This is a genomic window from Mucilaginibacter sp. CAU 1740 (assembly GCF_039839285.1).
GTDB lineage: Bacteria > Bacteroidota > Bacteroidia > Sphingobacteriales > Sphingobacteriaceae > Mucilaginibacter.
On sequence record NZ_JBDOQS010000018.1, the window covers coordinates 1 to 23769 of the forward strand.

Here is a 23769-nt window from a genome sequence, read left to right on the forward strand (position 1 = left end):
ATATTTACTCAGATAATTCCGCTTTAAGGTTAGATCATTATTGATGTTCCGCATAATTGAATTAACGTTTTTTATTGCTTGTTAATTCTGTTACCGAATTATCTAACCTTTACAATTGCGAGGCACGAAGCAATCGCGAACTATACAGGACGGACCTGCTAATCGGGGATTGCTTCGTGCCTCGCAATGACGATTTTGGATATATCTGTTCAGACAAAAAAAGCGGCATGGAAATACTCCACGCCGCTTTTAATAATTTGATGCTATCAGCTATCAGCTTTCAGCCTTACACCTTCAGCTTTTAGCCTATTTACAGGCTTCCTAAAAACTTCAGCATAGCGTCCCTATCAGCTTTTGATAGTTTGCTAAAGAAAACTTTCGATGACTCGGCTTCGCCGCCATGCCACATAATGGCTTCGGTAACGGTACGGGCGCGACCATCGTGCAAAAAGAAACCTGGATTGTTAACCTTTTCGTACAAGCCCAAGCCCCAAAGTGGCGCGGTACGCCATTCCTGGCCGTTGGCCTGAAAATCAGGGCGGTTATCGGCGAGGCCAGTACCCATGTTGTGCACCAGCATATCAGTGTACGGATGTATCAGCTGATTTGATAACGATGGCACAGCCACGTTAACCTCGGTACGTAAAGTTTGGCGGTGACAGGTTTCGCATTTGGCTTGTTTAAACAGCGCCTCTCCCCTTTTTACCGTGGCATCAGTAACATCACGGCGGGCAGGTACTGCCAATGTAGCAGCATAAAACCTTACGGCGTTCAGCGTGCTGTCGGCCAGTTCAGGATCGTCATTCAAACCATCATATTGCGATTGGCCGAAAGAGTTCTCTACCGGGAAAATTCTGTTGGTGATCCCGATATCCTGGTTATAAGCCGAAGCTACCTGTGTAAGTAACGAAGCGGTATTAGCTTTCCAGCCAAAGCGGCCCAGCTTGCGCGATTGCGTTGCCGCGTCCCAAACGTAATTTGGATGGCCTTTGATGCCGTCGCCATCCTTATCGTCGGGATCGGCCATGGCCACTATGGTACTTTCCGGAATGGACTCCATCAAGCCCAACCCGATCATCGGTGGCGCTAAACGCGGCGATAACATATAACCAGCCGATAGCGAAGTGTAAAGATTGCTTAACGTATAAGTCGGCGCGCGTAAGGCGTAGGTTTCCCCATCGGCAAAGCTGTAGGTTTGATCATCGTAAGCGATGTTGATCTTACACTCTGGCACTTTACCAAAAACGGCTTTATCCTGCAATTGCAGCCCATAACCCGGCGCTGCCAGCGGACCACCATGTTCGTCAGTACCAGGTATGCTGATGCGAACTAATAGTGACGAACGAGATTCGCCTGCCGTTGGCAAACCGATACCATCATTGTGATGGCATGATATACAGGAGTTGTTGTTAAAAATAACTCCCAAGCCCGGGTTAACCGGCGCCGGCGCGGTAACAAAGATCTTGCTGAAAGCGGCATCGCCAAAACCATGCACTGCGGCATCATACCCTGTTAAGGTAGGAAACATATTACTGAACGAACCCGATGTGGCATCAAATACCGTAGCATCGCCTCCGGATAATCGCTCATCATACTTATCTGCCGGAAACTCGGCCGCTTTCTGGCATTTAGCCAGTAACAGCACCACAAGCACCAGCGCGCCAATTACGCTTAACTTCTTCACCTTAAAAATTAGTCCTTAATATTGGTTTGTATAAATGTTTTCAGGTCGCCTTCAAGTGTAGCTTGTAGGGTAGCCAGTGCATCCTGCGTATTTTTTATTTTATCGCGGTTATGGTAAATAGCATCTTCAAAAGTTGGCGTAATTAAAGCCATGTTTGATAATACTGTTTGTACCTGTGTTTTGATCTTAGCATCTAAGGCAACATTTTTTGATGCAACCAAAGCGCTCAGGCTCGCGGTACCCGAAGCACCGTTGTAAGTTGCTGCATACACGTTAAGGATACCTTTTACGTTGTTGGTAAAATCGGTAGTGGTATTGTGCGAATATGACGACTCATCCAAAGTTGAATCTTTAGCCGCGTAAGGCTCTTCCATTTTACCGGTGCCTACTTCTTCACAAATATCGGCCATACCTTTTGCTATCGCTAAAAACAGGTCTTTACGTGTTTTAAATGCAGTGCTTCCTTTACCGGCAGTAGTGATCTGAGCGGCATAATTACCCCCCGATGCCGACCAGCTACCTCTTAAAGCGGTAGTGGTAGCAAGCAAACTTTGGCTGGCATATTTCAAATAGTCTCTTTGGCGCGCGTTAATGTCAGCAGCTTTTCTGCCACCCGGGCCAAAAATGATATACTCAATACCATGGAAACCTTTCGAGAATCCATCAAGGCCATCTACATAGCTAAATGTTAAAGTAGTACCGCTTGTTAATATTTTATCAACGTCGGTCCTGTTCAAAGGCCAGCTATCCATGGTTGGATCATAATCTTCGTCTTCAACCGGCCCAAACAAGAAACCTTCGGCCTGCTCCCATGGTTGGCGGGCGGCTTTCCAGGCTGCACGGGCAGCTGCAAGCTTTGTATCATCGGTTGGGGTGGCCAAATAAGCAGTTATGGCAGCATCTAACGCAGTAGCTTTAGCTTGTATCTCAACATAATTAGGGTTACCTACTACGTTAACAAATTGGGTTATTACTTCTTGCTCGTCAACCGAGGTAGCTTGTACAGGGTTTTTGTCTTTACCGCAGCTACTCAGGGCAAGTACAGCCACGCATGATAGACCAAGTAAGGTATTTTTCATGGTAAAAAATTAAGTTAAATGAATTATGATTTGATTGGATATTACTTCTGTAGGGTACTTTTTAAGCGGACGCTCGGCCGGGCCTGTTGTAACCTGACCTTCGCTATTGAATGTACTGCCGTGCAGATCGCATTTGAAACCGTTATTGCCTACCGGAACTAACTGGTTATCGGCGTGGGTACATTTCAGCAGCAAAGCGGTATAAGTACCATTAGCTTCTTTTTTTAGGCCGATATTGTAATATTGGTTTTTAGGCTGGATGAGCTGAAAGTTAGTTGTACCGAATATAGTTTCGGGCACAGTTACCGTGTTATTGGCAACGCCTGCCTTATAAACAGGCAAAGTAGCACAGCCCGATAACGAGCCAACCAGCATACCCGCACCCGCGGCAAGGCATAACGAGCACGATTGTTTTACAAATTCTCTTCTATCCATAACTATCAAGGTTAAAATGAATATCCTATACCAAGGTTAATAAGGGTATTATTGGTTTGATATGGCAAAGCCACCGGGCTTGGGTTGATGATGAGCGCCGGGTTTTGCGCGCCGCTGTGTGCCAGCCTTACATCGCCTTTGATTGCCACATTGCGCAATGGCAAATAAGTAAGGCCCGCAACAACAAAGTTTTTGTTGAGGGTTTGATCGGTAATGCCGTTTGATGGGATACTGGCATTAAGATCGAGCTTTTCATCGCGCACAAACAGAATTAGTTGAGGCGGATTTAGCTTGCCATAGTTACTACGATAAAGCAGATCGTAACCAATTTCGGCATAAGCACCGTAAGCCGTTTTGGGGGTATTGCTGGCATAAGCCCTGTTGATCTTGTCCGCATCTTTAATAGAAAGGATAGTGCCCAATACTTTTATCGAAAAGCCTTGTCCGTTGTACTGGATATCACCCTCGCCCATGGCAACCGGTGTACCAAATGTACCTGAGTTTAAGCCAAGGCTATCGGCTTCAGTTTTCCTGATGCCTACAGTACCACCATAATATCCGGCTAACTGCGCCTTAAACCCGTTTTGATAAAATTGCACAGCACCTGTTACCGCAAGGTTTGTTCCTGTAGCGTTACGGCCTTCAAAGCGGCCATCAATTATGCCCGTACCATGTGTAAAACCACCAGCACTAAGGCCGTTCATAATACCTACCGAGTAATTGATAGGGAAGTTATTTAACCTGCCGTAAAAGCCAACGCCCAATTCGCGCCATGTAGCGGGGATGATGAGGGTTTCTACGTAGTTACGCTCGTTACCATTAAAGGTAGTTGGCAAGTGGTTTTCATTCAGGATACCTATGCGTGGCAAAAACAAACCACCAACAATGTATTGGTTAGGGTTTAAGTTAAATTTAAGGTAAGCCTGCTCAATGGTGATCTCGCCGCCCGGTTCGCCGCCGTTCACTTTGGCATCTTCCAGTTCGGTTTCTGAAAAGAAAGAGATCTTATCGCTGAACTTGTGGCCCACAAACAATACAAAGCGTTCAAGATCAACTTTGGCTGTTTTTGAGTTTTTGTTATACTGATAAAAGGCATTGCCATAACCACCAATAGTAGTATTTGACAACAGCGAACTTTTAACGGTATTGTTATTCAATGAATCTTCGGCAGTAGAGGTATTTGGCTGCTGTGCCAGCACCGTGCCCGAAACAAAAAATGAGAAAATTACTAAAGTAAGGGTTTTAGCATGCATCGGCTGTTTTGTTAAGTCGGCGACAAAAATAACTACTAATTTAGACTTAATCCAAATTAAAAACAAATTAGAACTTATTGTGAGTTTTGACGCAAAATTTGACAGTTGGAATTAGCAAAAAAGCTTAAATAGCTCTATTTAAGCTGATATTAATCCAATAGCGTAGCGAGATTTTTACCAATCAAAAATTAAAAAAGAATTAGAAAACGAGAGAAAAACTCAGAATTTCTTCAAAATCGGCGCGCGAAAACCGCCGACTTAATCCCGCCACAAAAAAGGAAAAAGTAACAGGGCGGTAGCAATAACGATGGCATTAATAGCGCACAAAACACCTATGTTGCCATAAAAGAAACTCCTGTCAACACCGTCCATAGCGCTTTTGCTTAGCTTGATGAGCACCAATATTACAGGGATGATAACAGGAAAACTTAAGATAGCCATCAGTGTGCCGTTATTGCCTGCTTTTGAGGCAATGGCCGAGATCATGGTAAACACTGTCGAGAAACTAACACTACCGAGTAATACAGCCAGAAAGTAATATAAAGGATCGCCAAGCGTATTCGGGAAGAACACAAGGTAAACTATTAAAGCCAGTACACTCAGCAAGCCCATCAACAACACATTATAAATGGTTTTGGACATGATAATGGCCTGCGGACTGGCAATGGAATAATAATAGAGCAGGCGATTCTTGCTTTCCTGCATAAAACTTTTGGCGATGGCATTTACCGATGCAAACAGCATAATGATCCAGAACAGTACGTTCCAAACTATTGGGTAGCCTTCACTTTTGGCAAAACCGGGATTTAGGTTAAGCGAGATATAGCATACAAAAACCGTTGAAACCACGTACAGCAAAACGCCATTAAAAGCATATTTTGCCCGCCACTCCAGTAAGATCTCTTTTTTTAGCAGGTACCAGGTTTCGTTAACAAGTTTCATGGCCGCAAATGTAATCATTAACCATGAGTGAACAGAACCCTGAGTTGACGGGCTAATAAAATTAGCTTAATTTTGACGTTAACACAGCAATTGAACATGCCCACAGCTTATTTCAAAACCCCGGTTGGCATTGCCCGCATTATTGAGGAGGAAGGCTATATAGCATCCATTTCCATTCGCGATGAGGAATATGAGATTGAGCCAGCTCCTACTTCTTTGCTGCAATCGGCTATCGATCAGCTAAATGAATATTTCGTGGGCGAAAGAAAAGAGTTCACTTTTCCCATTAAGCAAACCGGTAGCGATTTTCAACAGGAAGTTTGGGATGAGTTAACGAAGATTCCGTACGGAGCAACTATTACCTATACCCAGCAATCAAACCAAATGAATAATCCATTGGCCATAAGGGCAATCGCTGCTGCAAACGGGCGTAATCACTTGTGGGTTGTGGTACCTTGCCATAGGGTTATTGGTGCGAACGGTAGCCTTACCGGTTACGCAGGCGGTATCTGGCGTAAAAAATGGTTATTGGAGCACGAAGCTAAAGTAATGGGCGTTGGGCAAACTAAGCTGGATTTTTAGGGCTTATAAGCAATCTACATATCGGAGCCGTCATTGCGAGGAATAAAATCAAGGCCTATGAAGGAAATATGACATTTGCCCCTTTGTCATGCTGAGGTACGAAGCATCTTCTTCGCCCTGTATAGCGGCCATGCTTGTTGAAGAAGATCCTTCGCTATCGCTCAGGATGACAACGTTTTTTTACTTGTCATGGATCCACAAGAGGCAGAGAAGCTATGCAAATCCGTCCTGTAAAGTATGGGATTGCTTCGTTCCTTGTAATGACGCGGGGATATAGCAGTTATCTAATCGTTTTAAAACAGCTTCGGGGAAACATTATTTTTTACCGCCCAAATACTCAGGCATCAACCTTCAGTAACCTCGACATTTTTTCGTGCAGTTGATATGGCATAAACGGTTTCGATAGCACATCATTCATCCCGGCCGAAATTGCTTCCTGCTGCTCATGATCATAACTTGCTGCCGAAAGCGAAATGATCGGGATACTCCTTTTAGGTTCTTCAAAATCAACCCTTATCGTTTTAGCTGCCTGGTAGCCGTTCATCTCGGGCATGTGGGTATCCATTAAAATGATATCATAGCTTCTATCCGTTAGCTTATCTATCACTTTACGGCCATTATCAACCATTTCAACCTCTACATTCCAATCCTTTAATATTTTGGAGAGCATAAACTGGTTCACCATGTTATCTTCGGCCACCAGCACCCTTACATTATTGAACGGCGGAAGTGTTTTATCGCTCTTTGCTGTTATTTTCTCTTTAGGTTTAACGGCCATGGTGTACCAGTTGGTAAAGTTAAAAGTGCTTCCCCTGCCTACCTGGCTGCTTACCGTAAGTTCGCCACCTTTAAGTTCGGCCAGTTTTTTAACGATGGTAAGACCTAAACCTGTACCGCCGTATTTATTTGAAGTATCATCTTCAGCCTGCTCAAACGAATCAAAGATCCTGTTCAGCCTATCCGATGGAATACCAATACCGGTATCCTCTACGCTAAATTTGATCTTAACTTTGTCGTTGTGTTTTTGCAGTACCGTGATCTTCAGCTTTACATATCCCCTCTCGGTAAACTTGAGGGCATTACTCAGCAGGTTCATCAAGATCTGGTTAAGGCGCAATGAATCTATCATCAGGTATTGCGGCACCTCTTCTTCTATCTCCAGCAAAAACTCGATGTTGTTTTCGTCGGCTTTAAACTTAAGCAGGTTAAATACCGATTTTACAATATCATAAACATTGCTTGCCGCACGGATGATGCTGAATTTACCAGCCTCTATCTTCGAAATATCAAGCACATCATTAATAACCCCTAATAATGATTTAGACGAGGTATCCAGCAGATCGAGCATACCTAATTGCTGCTCGTTAAGCCCGGTTTTGCGTAAAAGTGAGGTAATGCCAATAATGCCGTTTACAGGTGTACGCAGTTCATGGCTCATGTTGGCCAGGAAAGTTTCTTTTACCTTTTTGCTATACTCGGCGTTCTCTTTTGATTTGATGAGCTGCTCCTGGTAGCTTTTTTGAGGTGAAATATCACTGATATTGATAAAGATCACCTTGTTGCGGTAGGCGGCACGACACTCTACCCAAATTGTGCGCTTATCAAATGTTTCGAACTTAAATTCAAAAATGGCAAAGCTCAGGTTATCCTTAATGATCTCACCAAGCTTTTTTCTGAAACCAGACCTATGCTCTTCAATAGCCAGATCAACAATGCTTTTGTCAATCAACTCGGCTGCTTTGAAACCCATTATTTTTTCAACCGTAGGGTTGATATCGATGATCCGCAAGCTTTGCGCATCAACTGAACTGATGATATCGGCAGAGTTTTTTACCACGAGGGCATAATTTTGAAGCTCTTCGTTTTTTTGGCGTACATCGGCCTGGTTACGGGCCAATTGCACAAACGAATCAACTTTGGCCGATGTTATATATGGATCCAGCGGCTTGTAAAGGTAATCTACCGCGCCGGTGCCCAGGCCTTTTACAGCGTACTTGGCTTCTTTAGATATGGCGGTAACAAAAATCACCAGGATATCTTTAGTGCGCGGGTTTGATTTAAGCATCTCAACCAGCTCAAAGCCATCCATTTCGGGCATTTGAACATCTACCAGGGCAATAGCTATGCTAGTTTCCCAGGCAATTTTCAGGGCCTCGTTTGGCGATGTAGTAGAATACATTTTAATATCGTCGCGCTTCAGCAAGGCCTCGAGCGCAATTATATTCTCTTCTCTATCATCAACAATAAGAATATTAACAGGGGTCATGTAATATTGGGGTAATTATGTTGATTATGAAAGCAATAGTTTAAAAATCTCATCTTGTGTTAACACGTATTCCGCGCCGCCATTATTTATTGCGGATCGCGGCATTTCGGGCATTTCTGCATCTTCGGGTGCCTGCGCTATAGTAAGTCCGCCACTTTCGCGAATCTTCAACATGCCATTCGCGCCATCCTGATTAGCGCCCGAAAGTAGTATAGCCACACACTTACTGCCGTAAACTTCGGCGGCGCTCTCAAACGTTACATCTATTGATGGTTTTGAATACCACACTGCCTCCGACACATCAAGACTAAAATATCCCCCCTCTTCAATAAGGGTGTGATAATTTGCCGGTGCAATATACATGGTATTCTTTTTAAGAATATCCTTATCCTCAATTTCGCGCATATACATACGGCTGTTTTCGGCAAACAGTTTTTCTATTTCGCTAAAAAAATTCTTTTTGCGGTGAATAACCAAAATAACCGCTTTGCCAAAGGTTTCGGAAAGATCTTTAACTATCCTGAATAAAATTTTAAACGAGCCTGCCGATCCGCCGAATAACAATATTTCAGCGGCACGCCATCTCTCCAGTAAATTTTTATCAGGTGCCAACTTTTTGATAGATGTTTTCTTTTTGATTGATCACTTTAAACCTGCTTTTAAAAGCATCCGACCGGATAGTTTCCTTACTACCAAGGCACAGATAACCAAGCGGGCAAAGACTTTTATAAAACAGTTCCAAAATGCGTTCCTGCAAAAACGTTTCGAAATAAATAAAAACGTTGCGGCAGCTTATCATCTGGAACTCATTGAATACGTTATCAGATACCAGGTTATGTACCGAAAACAGCGTATTTTGCTTTAACTCGTTATGTATGGAAGCGGCATCATACAAAATGGTAAAATGATCTGTTATCGATCCTTTTAAGCCTGTGTACTGATAGTTTTCGGCATAACTTTTTATGTTGCGAAGGCTGTAAATACCCTTACGGGCTTCCCTTAATACCTCGGTATTGATGTCGGTACCGTAGATGAAAGATTTTTTACCCAAACCGGCCTCCTTCATCAAAATAGCCATCGAGTAAACTTCCTCGCCTGTTGAACAGCCCGCGCTCCAGATCTTAGCGTGCTGATAAGTAGAAAGGTAAGGTACTACCTGCGCGTTCACCGCTTTATAAAACGAAGGATCGCGGAACATTTCGGTAACGTTAACCGTGATCTCTTCTAAAAAATTCTGAAAAAAGTCGGCATCATTGATCAGTACGTGCTTCAGATCATAAAATTCAAACTTGTTGAGCAGCATGATCCGGGTAAGCCGCCGTTTTAACGATGCTTTAGTATAACCCGCAAAGTCGAAGCCATGAACTTTTTTTACAATATCAATAAGTTCAAAAACCTGTGCCTGCGATATAAGTCCCTGCGCTGTATCCATAATTAACTTTCAAGCCACAATTGCATCAGCGATATCAGCCTGTCCATATCAACAGGTTTAGTGATGTAATCGTTTGCTCCTGCCGCTATACATTTTTCGCGGTCATCCTTCATTGCTTTAGCTGTTAATGCTATTACGGGCAACTTAGCCCATTTGTTTTGCTTGCGGATCTGCCTTGTAGCCTCATAGCCATCCATTTTAGGCATCATGATATCCATCAGTACGATGTCAATATCCCTGATCTCTTCCAGTTTGGTCAATGCTTCTTCGCCATCGTTGGCTATCTCTACATTAAGATCATAACTTTGCAGGGCACTACTCAGTGCGAAGATATTACGCATATCATCATCAACAATCAGTACTTTTTTGCCTTTAATAGCATCTTTACTTTTAGTTACCATTTTTGGTTTGGCCGGCGCGGCAGATGCAGAGGCTACCTGTGCCGGCGGTATTGAGGTTTCACTTATTTTGTTAAGGAATAGGTTTACTTCATCAATCAGCCTGTCTGACGATTTATTTGTTTTAACCACCATAGCGTTGGCATATTGCATCAGCCTGTTAACTGATGTTTTATCCAGCTCCATAGCCGTATTAACAATTACCGGTAGTGGCAAAAAGCGTTCCACTTCTTTGATCTTGTCTAAAAGATCCAGGCCCGAAATATCAGGCAGGTTCAGATCAAGGATCACGCACTGGTACTCATTTTCGTGCAACATCCGGAAAGCCGATTCGCCGTCAAAAGCCTGATCAACGGTAATGCCCTGGTTTTGCATCAGTTCTTTCAAAGCCTGGCTTTGGGCCTTGTGATCTTCAACCAATAATATCTGCTTAAACTTGGTGCCACTTTGTACCATGATATCGGCAAAAAGCTTATCCAGCGTTTCGGTATTGATAGGCTTTTTAAGGAAGTTGATAGCTCCTTCGCGACGTACGCGATTTGCCGCCGCATCTCCGGCCGACATGAGGTGTACCGGGATATGCATGGTTTCTTCGTCGTTTTTCAACTCCTTCAAAATTTGCCAGCCATCTTTTCCTGGCAGCATAATATCTAATACTACAGCATCTGGTTTGGCTTCTTTAATGGTTTCAACCGCGCGGGTACCTTCATATACCATGATCGATTTGTAACCATGATCGCGGGCATAATCCTGCAATATGTTGGCAAAGTTTTTATCATCCTCTACAATAACTACCAACGGTTCGCGGCCTGGTTCGCGTGGTGCAAGTTTTACAACTGGTAAAATTTCGGCAACCGGTTTAAAGGTTTCGGCAGTTGGCAAAATCTCCTCAGCCTGCGGAACTATTTTAGCCTCAAAAGGTACAGTAAGCGTAAACTCGCTGCCAATGCCCGGCTCGCTGCTCAGGGTTATGCTACCACCTAACAGGTAAGCCAGCTCGCGGCTAATTGATAAACCTAAACCGGTACCTCCATATTTACGACTGGTTGAGCCATCGGCTTGTTGGAAGGCCTCGAATATCACACGCTGCTTATCGGCAGGGATACCAATGCCCGAATCTTTTATAGCAAAGCTGATGGTTTTAGGTGCTACGCCAGGTTTAACATTAATGGAGATCGATCCATTCTCTGGCGTAAACTTAAAGGCGTTACTTAATAAGTTTTTAACTACCTGCTCCAGGCGCACCTTATCAGTAAATATGGTTTGAGGTAGCTCTTTACTTATAGCTGTAGTATAGTTAATATGTTTATTACCGGCAACCTCGGCAAACAACATTTCCATGTCGTTTACAATATCTGTAACCTTAATATCCTCGTTCTGCATATCCAACTTGCCCGATTCAATTTTTGAAAGGTCAAGGATATCATTAATGAGCGTTAACAGGTCGTTACCTGCGTTGAAAATAACGCTGGCGTATTTGATCTGATCTTCGGATAGGTTAAGCGGTTTATTATCTTTCAGGATGCGGGCCAATACCAGGATACTGTTAAGCGGGGTACGCAACTCATGGCTCATATTGGCTAAAAACTCCGACTTGTATTTACCGGTAGTTTCCAATTCCTGCACTTTAATGTCGATAGCACGACGGGCCTCTTCAATGGCCTGGTTCTTTTCTTCCAGCAAACTGGCTTTTTCTTCCAGTTCGGCATTGGTAGTACGCAGTTCTTCCTGTTGTACGCGCAGTTCTTCTTCTGAAGCCTGGAGCTCTTCGGTTTTTTGAACCAGTTCTTCATTGGTAACACGCAGTTCTTCCTGTTGCGCTTCCAGTTCTTCGGCCTGTTGTTGAGTTTCCTCGTACAAGTCGTGCATAATGGTGCGGGCCTGCGAGGTATTTACTGCTATGCCTACCAGATCGGTAATAGCAGCGATGTATCCTTTATCGTTATCTGCCAGTCCACCTTCAAAGGCAACCTCCATAATACCTTTCAGCTTTTTATCAAAGAAGAAAGGAACAATGAATGATTCGGCCAGTTCAGTTTTAATTATTGACGATGATAACTCAAGTTTATCATTGAATTTGCCTTTAATAACCGCAGCCTTGCCATCTTTTGCTACCTGACCAATCCAACCTTCGGCAAGCTGTACCGATTTCTTGATAAAATCGGGGTTATGGAAAGCAAACGATGCGTAAAGTTCCAGCTTGTTGGTAGCTTCATTGTACAGGTAAAAAGTACCTGCCGCGGCTCCTGTATAGTTACAAACTTCGGATATGATATTATTGGCCAGTTCTTTTTCAACCTGCTGACCCTGCATTTTTTCGTTAAGCTGACTGATACCGGTAAGCAGCCAGTTTTTAGCCTCGTTATCAGCCAGTACCTTTTCAAGCTCGGTATTGGTAACGCGAATCTCCTCTTCAATCCTCTTTTGAATATCAAACGTTTTTTGGATATAATAAAACAGCCAAAGGATGATCAGCAAAAATATCAACGAACCACAGGCAATAACGATCTTAGCAAAAGTCGATGCCTCTGCCGAACTCTCTTTTCGGTTGGAAAGCAGACGGCTTTCAGAATTGATCATATGATCGATAAGCATACGGATCTGATCCATATTTTCCTTACCGTTCAAGAACATGTTACGCTGCACCATGTAATCCAACCCCAATGTTTCGCGGGTTTCCACATTGGTTTTCATGATAGCCAATTGCTCCTTAACCAGCTTATTGATCGAATCAACGCGTTTTACCTGTACAGGATTATCCTGTATCATCTCCTTTAAAGAAGCCAGATCATCAGTTATTTTTGGAAGGGCCGCATTGTACGGATCAAGAAACACCTTTTTATTGGTAGCTCCATAACCGCGCATTCCGGTTTCGGCATCTATCATCTCCTGTAATAGATTGGTTGAGGTATGGATTACCTTTTGGGTATGATCAACCCATTTATTATCCTCCTCAAATTTAACCAGGCTATTGTAGGATAATATACCTACGATAAACACAAGGAGAATGGAAACAGCAAAACCGGCTAAAACCTGCTGGCGAAAGGTGAACTTTAACATTAGGTGTTTGTATTATTATGCTTACAAATATGTTCAAAAAAAAGCTGTAATGTAAACATTACAGCTAATTAAAACATATCGGGAGTATTAATTCGCGTCTGCAGTATCTGTAGCGGCAGGAATAAAAATCTTTGGTTTACTGCTCATTGCACCAATCACAGCTAAAATAGGTCCGGCAAACATTACGTACCATCCCCATTGAAACTTAAGCTGATTGGTTAAAAACTTGCCAATGCCTTTAAATGGTATAAAGCTAAATGTAGAATTTACTTTAAAAATTGCAGCAACTAACAGCAGCACTACCAACACAAGGGCAAGCCAGGCCGCAGCCCTCATAACTTTTGCCTGATTAAGGAACGATACAACTATACCAATAACGGCTACCAATAAAAGTACCAGGCCATAAGGCTGGTTCAGTTTATAGATATTCCAGCTGGTTACGTGAAATACCCGCAGCAAGGGGCAATAGGTTGCCGCAAAAAGCAGGGCAAAGCCTACAAATGAAAAAATTGAGCTAAGGCGCATATTAGGTTATTATTTTTGAGTGATCTCCATTTTATCGGCAAAGTGGGCGCAGTAGTCGCGCAGGTCTTCAACGATGTTTTTTTCGCCGGTAGCGCGTAAAAAGCTATCGCCCATGGTTTGCAGGGTTTCGTAGAAAAAGCGTTTCATTTCGTCAACCGGCATATCTTTAGTCCAAAGATCAATACGTAAGGTGTTTTGATAGCTTTGGTCCCAAAGAGCGAGCATTATTGATTTTACAGGCAGGGCTTCTTTGTTGGCCGAGTCGGTTGATTCCCAAAGGATATGTTCAGGAACGTTGTTATCATCAAGGGTAACGGTAAGCTTTATTTCAGCGGTTTTCATTTCAAAATTTATTTAACAAGTAAGAATATAACGATGACCAGCACAATGAAGAAACTCTCCACCATCCAGATCCTTTTAGTTTCTACAAAAAAATTGCGGAACATGATATCGATCACAAACACCACAAAAGCAAACAGCAGGAAGATCCAGCCGATGGTTCCGCCCCAATGCTCCAATGGTTTGCCTGCAATGCTGGCCCCATTAATAAAAACGTAGGCAGCCACGGCTACCAAAAAAGCGGTAAATAAGTTTAAAGGGGTAAATCTGAATTTCATTGATGGGTTTAGTGACGTTTTTTGCCTTTGGATGATTTGCTGCCCGAACCATGCCTTGCTGCTTTTGAACCATATTTGGCCTTATCCTTATTGGCATCAAATTTTTTGCGCTGATTCATGGTTTTCTTTTCGTGGAAGGCTCCTTTAAAGTCGGGATCTTCTTTGCGCTTCTGCATATCAATTTCACGGGCCTGATCCTGGCGCTCTTCGTAAGGGGTTTCTTCAATAAACACATCGTCCGGGATATTATCTACCTGGATGGTTTGTTTGATGAGTTTCTCTATTTTACGGATATAGTATTCTTCGGATGGTGTGGCAAAAGTGATAGCCTCGCCCGATTGTAATGCCCTGCCTGTACGACCAATCCTGTGCACATAATCCTCAATAACTACCGGAACATCAAAATTGATCACATGGCTCACATCGCTCACATCAATACCACGCGAAGCCACATCCGTAGCCACCAATATTTTCACATCATCATTTTTAAATGAATTGATAGAGTTGATGCGGGTATTTTGCCCTTTGTTGGCGTGCAGTACTTTCACTTCATCTTCGCCAAACTTGCGGGTGAGGAATTTGAAAACATCCTCGGCCACCGACCGGGTTTTGCAGAATACGATGAGCTTGGTTATCTCCCCCTCATTATCCAAAAGCTTTTTAAGCAGGTTAATTTTGGTTTTGATATTGGGCACATGATACAAATGCTGGTTAACTGTTTGTGCCGGTGTGGCCTGTGGTGTAACCTCGATAACAGTTGGAAACTCCAGGAAATTTGCCGACAGTTCATGGATCTTATCGCTCATGGTAGCCGAAAAAAGCAGGTTTTGCCTTTTTACAGGTACAACTTCCAATATCCGGTTTATCTGGGGCATAAAGCCCATATCCATCATTTTATCGGCCTCGTCCAACACCAATACCTGCAGTGTTTTAGTAACGATATGCCCGGCAAGATAAATATCCATGAACCTGCCCGGAGTGGCTACAATAATATCAGCCCCTTTTTTGATCTCCTCAATTTGGGTTTTAGGACCAAGACCACCGTAAAGCAACACAACCCGCAAATCGGTATAAGTAGCAAAGGTTTTGATGTTTTCCTCAATCTGCATGGCCAGTTCGCGGGTGGGCGAAATGATCAATGCGCGGGCATGCTCGCCCTGGGCGTATTTCAGTTTCATGATAATAGGCAGCGAATAAGCAGCTGTTTTACCGGTGCCGGTTTGCGCAATGCCCATTACATCCTGCCCATTCAATATTGGCGGAATAGCTTTTTGCTGGATAGGCGTAGCTTCGGTATAACCGGCATCGGCTATAGCGTTAAGAATTTGCCGGTTAAATTTAAAATCATCAAAGGATACTGCCATGCCGCAAAGATAGGCTTTTTGTTGAAGTAGGAACAATGGGCGGAAAACACGGCGGTGTCAGGAAATGAGAAGCAGGAAGTCAAGAGTAAAGAAGCAAGAGGTAAAGTCTAAAACATGTCATTGCGAGCGCAGCGTGGCAACCGCATGCTATACAGAGCAGCGATACAGGGCGGCTATGCCTCCGTGCGGTTGCTTCGTCGTCCCTCCTCGCAATGACATATTTTACATATTATTAGGATGTTTACGCATTATAAGCCACCGCAAACTCATTAGCAAAATCCTTCAACTTAATTTTACCTGTTATGGTTGGTTTAACTTCATCATAGTGCTCCCAAAGCTTGGCGCTGCGTACAGCCGTACCCATTTCAACATAGTTGCGGGTCATTTCGGCGGGAACGCCGGCTTGTAATAGCGCGCCTTCCAATTGCTCGTCGGTAAGTTCGGCCCAAGGTAATGTAGGGATACCTATGGCTTCGCCCAAAGTTGCTGCTACCTGGCTGGTTGTTGCCACATCGCTTATTACGTAGCGGATGCTTTTACCGGTTAAGTCGCTTTGCAATTCTTCGGTAATGGCATCGGCGATATCGGCAGGGTGAACCATAACCAATCTTGCATCAGCAGGATAATTTGAACCGATAACACCCTTGTATTTTATAACCGGGATATCGTGGTAAAAATTGGTGAAGAAAAACGATGCGCGGATAAATTTAACAGCCACGCCTTCCAGTTCGCCTAAAATACCTTCAACATCGTGAATCCCTTTTATCGGGCCGGTGCCACTATCCAAATGCGCGCCGATACTGCTTAAAGCAACTACTTTTTTAATACCCGAACGCTTGATGGCTTCAGCGTAATTTTTACCTGTTTCATTTTGATAAACTCGTAAACTTTCTGTAGCAAAGTTTGGCGGTACCATAGCGTAAAGCGCATCGGCACCGGTAAAAGTGGTTGTTAAGAAATCAGCATCGGCTAATGAGCCAATGGCAGCTTTGGCACCAAGGCCTTCGATCTCGGCTGTTTTATCCGCATTACTACTGATCACGGTTACATCATGACCTGCGGTTACTAATTTTTGTGTTAATGGTTTGCTGATATTTCCGGTTGAACCGGTTACTATAATTTTCATAATGTGTTTTGTTTTTATTGAAAGCAAAGGTATTTTTGTACTTACTTTTTTACAAGTACTTACCCCAAAGTATGTATCATCATGACAGCGATAAAAGAAAGCTCAACCATACAGGAAAATAAACAGGCGGCCTTCACCGCGTGCCCCGTAACCTATGTAATGGAACGCATAGGTGGTTATTGGAAACCCATCATCCTTTTTCACCTGCTAACGGGAAGCAAGCGTTACAGCGAGATCAGGAAATCGGTAAGCGGCATAACCGAAAAAGTGTTGATCCAGCACTTGAAACAACTGGAGGCCGATGGCATTGTGATAAGAGAAGCCAAACCTGTAGTGCCGCCATATGTCACTTACCGTTTAAGCGAAACGGGCATGGCATTAAGACCGGTGATGTACGCGATGTCGAAATGGGCAGTGTCGGATAGTGAGGCGAACGGCTTCCCTATTTATAGAAGCCTGGGCGACTTCCCTACTGAAGAAACATTTGCTGAAATGTAATTTTCCACGCATGGCAGAAACTTACGAAGTTTTAAAAACTTCGTAAGTTTAACCTGTTAGTAATAAATCCGAAATCGAACATCTCAAATCCGAAATCAAAATCCATGTCTACAATCCTAATAAAAGCAGCCACTATAGTAAATGAGAACAGGCAATACGTTGCCGATGTATTGATAAAAGATGGTTTGATAGATAAAATTGACAGCCAAATCGATACTCAAGCTGATGAAATTATCAACGCAGAAGGCTTACATTTACTCCCCGGTTGCATTGACGACCAGGTGCATTTTCGTGAGCCGGGTTTAACTTATAAAGCCGATATCTACACCGAATCTCGCGCGGCAGTTGCCGGTGGTATCACCTCATTTATGGAGATGCCGAACACCGTTCCCAACACCTTAACGCAGGAACTTTTAGAGGATAAATACCAGATCGCATCGCGCAGTTCGTTGGCTAATTATTCCTTCTTTATGGGGGCATCAAATAACAATTTGGATGAGGTTTTGCGTACCGATATCAGCAGAGTTTGCGGGATCAAAGTATTCATGGGATCATCTACCGGGAACATGTTGGTTGATGACCCAAACACACTCGAAAAATTGTTCGCACAAGCGCCAACTTTGATCGCTACACATTGCGAAGATGAGGCTACAATCAAGGGCAACCTGGCGCACTACAAGCAACTGCTCGGTGATAATATCCCGGTACGTTTACATCCCAAGATCAGGAGCGCAGAGGCTTGTTACCTATCATCATCAATGGCGATAGAACTGGCAAAAAAACACAATACCCGCCTGCATATTTTGCACATCTCTACAGAAAGGGAAACACATCTTTTTGATAACACTATCCCACTAAAAGATAAACGCATTACCGCCGAAGCCTGCATCCATCACCTATGGTTTACCGATGCGGATTATGAAACCAAAGGCAACTACATAAAATGGAACCCGGCCGTTAAAACCGAAGCCGACAGGGATGGAATTTTAAAAGCTGTTTTAGATGGACGTATTGACGTTATTGCAACAGATCACGCTCCACACACCATCGAAGAAAAAGAGCAACCATACCTGCAAGCCCCATCCGGAGGACCATTAGTTCAACACGCCTTACCAGCCATGTTGGAGCTTTATCACCATGGAAAAATAACGCTTGAACAGATAGTAGAAAAGATGGCGCACAACGTTGCTATCCTGTTTCAAATTGAAAAGCGCGGTTACATCCGAGAGGGTTATTGGGCCGACCTTGTTTTGGTTAATTTGAACAAACCTTGGAACGTAAATAAGAACAATATTTTATACAAATGTAACTGGAGTCCGTTTGAAGGAAACACCTTCCGTTCGCAAGTAACGCATACGTTTGTATCGGGAAATTTGGCTTATGCTGGTGGGAAATTGATTGAAGGGAAGAGTGGGGATAGGTTAAGTTTTAGCAGATAGAATGTCTGAATCAGAATTTACAGAATTTGAGAATTAACAGAATACTATCGCATTTAAACATTCTATTCTGAAAATCCTATAATTCTGTAAATTCTGATTCAGACAAATTCTTAATTCACCCCAACAAAAACTTCCACTTCCCCGCCATCCTGCCTCTGCGATCTTTCGCCATACACATCAAAATCCGCCAGGTATTTCCTATCAATATCACTTGTCCATATCTGTTGCCAGGTTTCGCCAACGGCTTGCGGTAAGGCACCTTTGGCAACGTACCTGTTGTAATCTCCGGGTGGTATTGTAATGCAAATTAAACCTTCGGGGATGTTATCTTTTGTAGCTACGCGGCATCCTAAAACTGTGGTGTAATAGCCATCTTTATCGCTTTCATAATCGGTATAAACACAATAAATATCATCGCTCAGACGGTTCACTATTTGTTGTAAGATATCTTCGCTCATAAACCAGTTCCATAGTCCACCAATGTCTTTCATGGCTTGTCCATTTTGGTTTGTGGTGCGCACCGAAATGCCAATTAAATAGAAGCCTTTTATTGTCACTTTATCCATATATGGGGTATTACTATTTGTTATATCACTTTATAAACAATTTTTAACCAATAATTTATTAGCTTTATATAAACTATCAGTTTAAAATTTATTTTTATTCTATCAATTTTCTCAATTCTTCAAAAAGGCCTTTCCAATTTTGCTCAGAGTGAGTTTTGGCCTCTTCGTTTTTCACGTTATCCTGGGTTACGGTAAGCTCTGTTTCGTCGTTATTTTCGGTGAGGTTATAAGTGATGTTGGCGTAGTTTTCTGGCTTATCATCGGTACCGCTCATGCTGCTCCAGTAATCATATTTTACAAAGCTTCCGGGGTCGATATCAAGTATGGTTCCATGGTCTTCATACATCTTACCATCCCACTCACCACTGAACACAATAGGCTCCCCTACCCTCCAGCTCGATTTGAGATCGGTGCCGAAAAAATACTGTTTTACCAAAGCAGGATCAGTAAGGCCTTGCCAAACTTTCGCTTTCGGTGCTTTAAATTTCACCTGTACGTTTACTGTTAGTTTTTCCATAATGTAGCTTTATTTAGTAGTGGTTGTTTAGCGGTGATCATTTGCTCTTTTATCTTCTCAAAATCCGCGCCGGGAATTTCGAAAAAGCCGAACCTGAAGTTGTAGCCCCATGCTTTTTTGTTGCCGATAAAATCAAGTTCATCTATGAGCGGGGCGATAGGCGCTTCGGCACATTCGTAGTAATTTATGTTACGGCGGTAAGGCGTAAAATCAATAGCCATATGCTTTTGGTAGATATCCTCATCGCGCACCTGGCCAATGGCTGTAAAGGCTTGTAATGGCTCTTCGCCATTCATTTTTTGTTTAGGAGAATATACAGCAACCCAATCACCAACGGCCATCCGTTTAAGGGGTGCAAGTTTGCCATGATTGGCCTGGATAAATCCGCCTGAAATGCCGCGGCTGATATGATCTTTTGATACTACTATTATCCAATGTTTCATAAGGGTAAGATTTTAACCGATCAGCAAAAACATCAGGCTAATAAAAACCCTGCCCTGCTTATCATGAAACAAAGTAACAACCGGCTGGTGACAGCCCTATGTCAGTAGGAAAAAAGGAAGAAAAATTATTTTAGTTTTTGAGTGATAGCCGTGGTGATCTCGCGGATGCGCTGCAACAATGAGTCGGGTTGGACGATCTCAGCATAATCGGCAAAGGTCATGTACCAACGCGCGAATCCCTCGAGAGAGATTGTCAGGAAGGTCATTTCTATCTTATTGCCTATTGTTTTTTCGGATACAAAACCGCTGTAATATTTTTGATGATCAAGGTAATTGTGCGCCTCCTTATCAATCCTTATTACTACCTGCTCCAGGTGTTTTTCTTTAACGGCTTTGGCTATATAGTCTTTAAGTGTAGGGTGGTTGCTGCCTACATAACTATTATCGGTTACTACCAGTTTTTTGATCCTGTCGAGCCTGAAATCGCGGTAGTCATTACGCAACCTGCAATAGCCTATAAGATGCCAGAAACTATCGAGATAAAATACACCAACTGGCTCCACATCGCGCTTGGTATCCTGCTGCGAATGGAAGGCAAAATAATCCAAACAAATTACTTTTTTGTAAATGATTGCATCCAGAATAGTTTGGATATGATCGGCGTTATCAGCCTTTTTTTGGCGATGACTTTTCAGTACCTCAATGCTGCCGTCAAGGTTTTCCAAAGCATCCTTTTCGTGCGATTTGAGGATAGCCCTCACCTTAAACATGGCCGATTGATATTGCGCCATGGTGGAGGTATCGGTAAGCTTTTCAACAAACTTTTCGGCGGTTAAAAAAGCGGTGGCTTCTTCGCGGGTAAACATTACCGGAGGCAGGCGGTAACCATCCATAATGGAGTAGCCAACACCAGCCTCGCCTATCAACGGGATACCCGCTTCCTCAAGCGTTTTAATATCGCGGTAAACAGTGCGCAAACTGATGTTGAACCGCTCGGCAATATCGCCGGCCTTAACAACTCTGCGCGATTGCAATTGAATTAAAATGGCTGATATACGGTCGATGCGGTTCATGGCGTCGAAATTAAATAAAAAACAATTTACCTTTGATCAATATTTATCTACAATATGGCTGCTCAACCCGAAGAAAAGATCATAACGTTTGAAACCTATTATGATGTTATGCTGGCCCACATTATCCGAACCAAACTGGAGGGCTATGGCATTCCATGTTTTATAGCAGATGAAAATACTATCGGCTCCAACCCACTGTATAACCAGGCGGTAGGTGGCATCAAACTAAAAATATTTGAACGCGACCTGGAACGCTGCCGCGAAATTTTAGCCGCCGAAGGCGACCTGCACGATCAGGACCATATAGAAATTGACGATGAAACGCTTAACGCCGTGATCTGCCCCTACTGCGGATCGACCAACGTGCGCTACGGTTCTGCTACAGAAAAACGGGTGCATTGGCTTACTGCCATCGTATCGTTTTTGATGATGATATTTCCCTTTTACAGCCGCAAGGCCTGGCACTGTTTTAACTGCCAGCGCGATTTTGAATAGCCGTTGAAGTTCTAAGTCAAAACCTCTACTTGTCGCTTAAAGCAGCTGACTTAAGACTCCCGACTTCGAACTTAAGACTTACGACTGTTTTTTATATATTAGCACTATGTACAATCGCCGTAAGTTCATCAAATTATCAGCCGCAGGTGCTTCACTTGCAGCGCTTTCTAAATCAACTATAGCAAAAACTATTACCCCACCAGCCGAAGGCGGTTACCCGATAGTGATCTCCACCTGGGATTTTGGCATCATCGCTAATAAAGGTGCCTGGAAAGTATTATCGGCAGGCGGCCGCGCGCTGGATGCTATCGAAACCGGTGCCCGCATCCCCGAAGCAGAAGATATCACCAACCATACCGTAGGCCGCACTGGTTTACCCGATCGTGATGGTCACGTAACCCTCGATTCGTGTATTATGGATGAGTTTGGCAACTGCGGTTCTGTAGCTGCCATGGAAGATATAGCCCACCCTATTTCGGTAGCCCGCATGGTGATGGAAAAAACCCCGCACGTAATGTTAGTTGGCGAAGGCGCCACCCAATTTGCGGTTGAGCAGGGCATGAAAAAAGAAAAACTGTTAACCCCCGAAACAGAAAAGATCTGGAAGGAATGGTTAAAGAAAGCTCAATATAGCCCGGTAATGAACATCGAAAACGGAGCAGGTAAACCCGGCAGTAAATACAATCACGATACTATTGGCATGCTAGCGATAGATGCTAAAGGCAATATCTCGGGCGGATGTACCACCAGTGGCATGGCATTTAAACTACATGGCCGTGTTGGCGACAGCCCTATTATTGGTGCAGGCCTTTATGTAGATAATGAAGTTGGCGGCGCAACATCAACAGGTGTGGGCGAAGAGGTGATCCGTAACGTGGGTAGCTTTTTAGTAGTTGAACTGATGAGGCAGGGCCTATCTCCAGAAGATGCCTGCAAAGAAGCAGTGAACCGCATCATCAAAAAGAAACCGGAGATTGCCAAAAAGATCCAAGTGGGCTTTTTAGCCATCAACAAAAAAGGAGAATATGGTGCTTACGCGATACAAAGCGGCTTTTCATATGCCGTTTGCAACGCGCAACAGCAGGATTTATTAATACCTGGTAAAAGTTATTATAAATAAGCAATTCATGGATCATGGTTGATGGTTCATAGTAAAAACATTCGGCGCAGCTAATGGCTGCCTCGGCAATGAACTATTAGCCATGATCAAAAATTCAAATAAAATGCAATCGGTATCGCTCGAAGTTTGCGCAAATTCAGTTACATCGGCACTGGCGGCCCAGGAAGGCGGCGCGGTGCGCGTTGAGCTTTGCGAAAATTTAAAGGATGGTGGTACTACGCCCTCGCACGGTACCATATTAATGGCGCGCAGCCTGCTCCATATTAAGCTTTACGTACTCATCCGCCCCCGAGGCGGTGATTTCTTGTACAATGACATGGAATACCAACTCATGATGGCCGATATCCGTTATTGTATAGATGCGGGTTGCGATGGCGTTGTAATTGGTATCCTGAAAGAAGATGGCAGCATCGATATAGAACGCTGTACCGAAATGGTTCGCCTCGCCCGCCAATGGGGCCTCGGCGTCACTTTTCACAGGGCATTTGATATGTGTGCAGATCAGCATAAAGCCCTTGAGCAGATCATTGAAATGGGTTGTGAACGCATCCTTACTTCCGGCGGAAAAAGCACTGCTATTGAAGGAGCCAGCAACCTGCACCGCCTCATTGAACAAGCCGATGGCCGATTGAGCATTATGCCCGGCAGCGGTGTAAGTGAAACCAACGTAGCCGATCTGGTTCATTACACCGGCGCTACCGAAGTGCATTCATCTGCACGCGTTAGGGTAGCAAGCCAAATGAAATATCATAACGAACACATTATGATGGGAGCCGAAGCGGGTGATGAATATAGTATTGACGTAACGGGGGTTGATAGGGTTAAGGAATTGATCAGGTTGGCGAATAATTAAAA

The 23769-nt window shown here is 43.6% G+C and carries 24 protein-coding genes; 6 read left to right on the forward strand and 18 right to left on the reverse strand.

Features of this window, described 5'->3' with window-relative positions; all coding sequences use genetic code 11:
• Positions 1–310 precede the first annotated feature (310 nt).
• The 5 genes from AAFN85_RS28900 to AAFN85_RS28920 form a co-directional block, all read right to left on the reverse strand.
• The gene (locus AAFN85_RS28900; protein ID WP_347531448.1) at positions 311–1684 is read right to left on the reverse strand and encodes a di-heme oxidoredictase family protein; all 1374 of its coding nucleotides are present in this window, start codon (positions 1682–1684) and stop codon (positions 311–313) included.
• Between the two features lie 8 nt (positions 1685–1692).
• A complete protein-coding gene (locus tag AAFN85_RS28905) occupies positions 1693–2763 on the reverse strand; it encodes an imelysin family protein (protein WP_347531449.1) in 1071 nt (356 codons plus the stop codon).
• Between the two features lie 9 nt (positions 2764–2772).
• Positions 2773–3198: a Rieske (2Fe-2S) protein gene (locus tag AAFN85_RS28910; RefSeq protein ID WP_347531450.1), complete on the reverse strand. Its 426-nt coding sequence runs from the start codon at positions 3196–3198 to the stop codon at positions 2773–2775.
• An 11-nt stretch (positions 3199–3209) separates the two neighbouring features.
• The gene (locus tag AAFN85_RS28915) at positions 3210–4451 is read right to left on the reverse strand and encodes a hypothetical protein (RefSeq protein ID WP_347531451.1); all 1242 of its coding nucleotides are present in this window, start codon (positions 4449–4451) and stop codon (positions 3210–3212) included.
• Between the two features lie 258 nt (positions 4452–4709).
• Entirely contained in the window at positions 4710–5393 is a 684-nt protein-coding gene (locus tag AAFN85_RS28920; RefSeq protein ID WP_347531452.1) for a heme exporter protein CcmB, read from the reverse strand.
• A gap of 96 nt (positions 5394–5489) precedes the next feature.
• Here AAFN85_RS28920 and AAFN85_RS28925 point away from each other — a divergent pair, with 96 nt between their 5' ends.
• Positions 5490–5975: a methylated-DNA--[protein]-cysteine S-methyltransferase gene (locus tag AAFN85_RS28925; protein ID WP_347531453.1), complete on the forward strand. Its 486-nt coding sequence runs from the start codon at positions 5490–5492 to the stop codon at positions 5973–5975.
• A 337-nt stretch (positions 5976–6312) separates the two neighbouring features.
• On the opposite strand, the gene AAFN85_RS28930 is transcribed toward AAFN85_RS28925, so the two are convergent.
• The 9 genes from AAFN85_RS28930 to AAFN85_RS28970 form a co-directional block, all read right to left on the reverse strand.
• Positions 6313–8241, reverse strand: coding sequence for a response regulator (locus tag AAFN85_RS28930; protein WP_347531454.1), 1929 nt, complete (start codon positions 8239–8241; stop codon positions 6313–6315).
• 24 nt (positions 8242–8265) lie between these two features.
• Positions 8266–8853 carry a chemotaxis protein CheB gene (locus AAFN85_RS28935; protein WP_347531455.1) on the reverse strand — a complete coding sequence of 196 codons (588 nt, stop codon included), beginning with the start codon at positions 8851–8853 and terminating at the stop codon, positions 8266–8268.
• Positions 8843–9673: a protein-glutamate O-methyltransferase CheR gene (locus tag AAFN85_RS28940; RefSeq protein WP_347531456.1), complete on the reverse strand. Its 831-nt coding sequence runs from the start codon at positions 9671–9673 to the stop codon at positions 8843–8845. Before AAFN85_RS28940 ends, AAFN85_RS28935 begins: the two co-directional genes overlap by 11 nt.
• A gap of 2 nt (positions 9674–9675) precedes the next feature.
• Positions 9676–13131: a response regulator gene (locus AAFN85_RS28945; protein ID WP_347531457.1), complete on the reverse strand. Its 3456-nt coding sequence runs from the start codon at positions 13129–13131 to the stop codon at positions 9676–9678.
• A gap of 87 nt (positions 13132–13218) precedes the next feature.
• Entirely contained in the window at positions 13219–13656 is a 438-nt protein-coding gene (locus AAFN85_RS28950) for a hypothetical protein (RefSeq protein ID WP_347531458.1), read from the reverse strand.
• Positions 13657–13665: 9 nt separating this feature from the next.
• Positions 13666–13998: a gliding motility protein GldC gene (gene gldC, locus AAFN85_RS28955; RefSeq protein ID WP_347531459.1), complete on the reverse strand. Its 333-nt coding sequence runs from the start codon at positions 13996–13998 to the stop codon at positions 13666–13668.
• Positions 13999–14006: 8 nt separating this feature from the next.
• Positions 14007–14273 carry a hypothetical protein gene (locus tag AAFN85_RS28960; protein ID WP_347531460.1) on the reverse strand — a complete coding sequence of 89 codons (267 nt, stop codon included), beginning with the start codon at positions 14271–14273 and terminating at the stop codon, positions 14007–14009.
• An 8-nt stretch (positions 14274–14281) separates the two neighbouring features.
• On the reverse strand, positions 14282–15637 hold the full coding sequence (locus AAFN85_RS28965; RefSeq protein ID WP_347531461.1) for a DEAD/DEAH box helicase: 1356 nt from the start codon (positions 15635–15637) through the stop codon (positions 14282–14284).
• A 241-nt stretch (positions 15638–15878) separates the two neighbouring features.
• Complete coding sequence (locus AAFN85_RS28970; RefSeq protein WP_347531462.1) at positions 15879–16763, reverse strand: NAD(P)H-binding protein; 885 nt, start codon at positions 16761–16763, stop codon at positions 15879–15881.
• Between the two features lie 81 nt (positions 16764–16844).
• Between AAFN85_RS28970 and AAFN85_RS28975 the strand changes: the two genes are divergently transcribed.
• Entirely contained in the window at positions 16845–17261 is a 417-nt protein-coding gene (locus tag AAFN85_RS28975) for a helix-turn-helix domain-containing protein (protein ID WP_347531463.1), read from the forward strand.
• Between the two features lie 104 nt (positions 17262–17365).
• Positions 17366–18700 carry a dihydroorotase gene (locus AAFN85_RS28980; protein WP_347531464.1) on the forward strand — a complete coding sequence of 445 codons (1335 nt, stop codon included), beginning with the start codon at positions 17366–17368 and terminating at the stop codon, positions 18698–18700.
• A 110-nt stretch (positions 18701–18810) separates the two neighbouring features.
• Here AAFN85_RS28980 and AAFN85_RS28985 read toward each other — a convergent pair whose 3' ends face one another.
• From AAFN85_RS28985 to AAFN85_RS29000, 4 genes are all read right to left on the reverse strand, one after another.
• Positions 18811–19266, reverse strand: coding sequence for a GyrI-like domain-containing protein (locus tag AAFN85_RS28985; RefSeq protein ID WP_347531465.1), 456 nt, complete (start codon positions 19264–19266; stop codon positions 18811–18813).
• Positions 19267–19360: 94 nt separating this feature from the next.
• Positions 19361–19783, reverse strand: a complete 423-nt coding sequence (locus AAFN85_RS28990) for an SRPBCC family protein (protein WP_347531466.1) — start codon at positions 19781–19783, stop codon at positions 19361–19363.
• Positions 19771–20226: an EVE domain-containing protein gene (locus AAFN85_RS28995; protein WP_347531467.1), complete on the reverse strand. Its 456-nt coding sequence runs from the start codon at positions 20224–20226 to the stop codon at positions 19771–19773. Before AAFN85_RS28995 ends, AAFN85_RS28990 begins: the two co-directional genes overlap by 13 nt.
• 125 nt (positions 20227–20351) lie before the next feature.
• The gene (locus AAFN85_RS29000) at positions 20352–21299 is read right to left on the reverse strand and encodes a YafY family protein (protein WP_347531468.1); all 948 of its coding nucleotides are present in this window, start codon (positions 21297–21299) and stop codon (positions 20352–20354) included.
• A 54-nt stretch (positions 21300–21353) separates the two neighbouring features.
• On the opposite strand from AAFN85_RS29000, the gene AAFN85_RS29005 reads away from it, so the two are divergent.
• The 3 genes from AAFN85_RS29005 (at position 21354) to AAFN85_RS29015 (ending at position 23767) form a co-directional block, all read left to right on the forward strand.
• Positions 21354–21794, forward strand: a complete 441-nt coding sequence (locus tag AAFN85_RS29005) for a DUF2007 domain-containing protein (protein WP_347531469.1) — start codon at positions 21354–21356, stop codon at positions 21792–21794.
• Positions 21795–21900: 106 nt separating this feature from the next.
• Positions 21901–22914 carry a N(4)-(beta-N-acetylglucosaminyl)-L-asparaginase gene (locus AAFN85_RS29010; protein ID WP_347531470.1) on the forward strand — a complete coding sequence of 338 codons (1014 nt, stop codon included), beginning with the start codon at positions 21901–21903 and terminating at the stop codon, positions 22912–22914.
• An 82-nt stretch (positions 22915–22996) separates the two neighbouring features.
• The gene (locus AAFN85_RS29015) at positions 22997–23767 is read left to right on the forward strand and encodes a copper homeostasis protein CutC (RefSeq protein ID WP_347531471.1); all 771 of its coding nucleotides are present in this window, start codon (positions 22997–22999) and stop codon (positions 23765–23767) included.
• Positions 23768–23769: the final 2 nt, after the last annotated feature.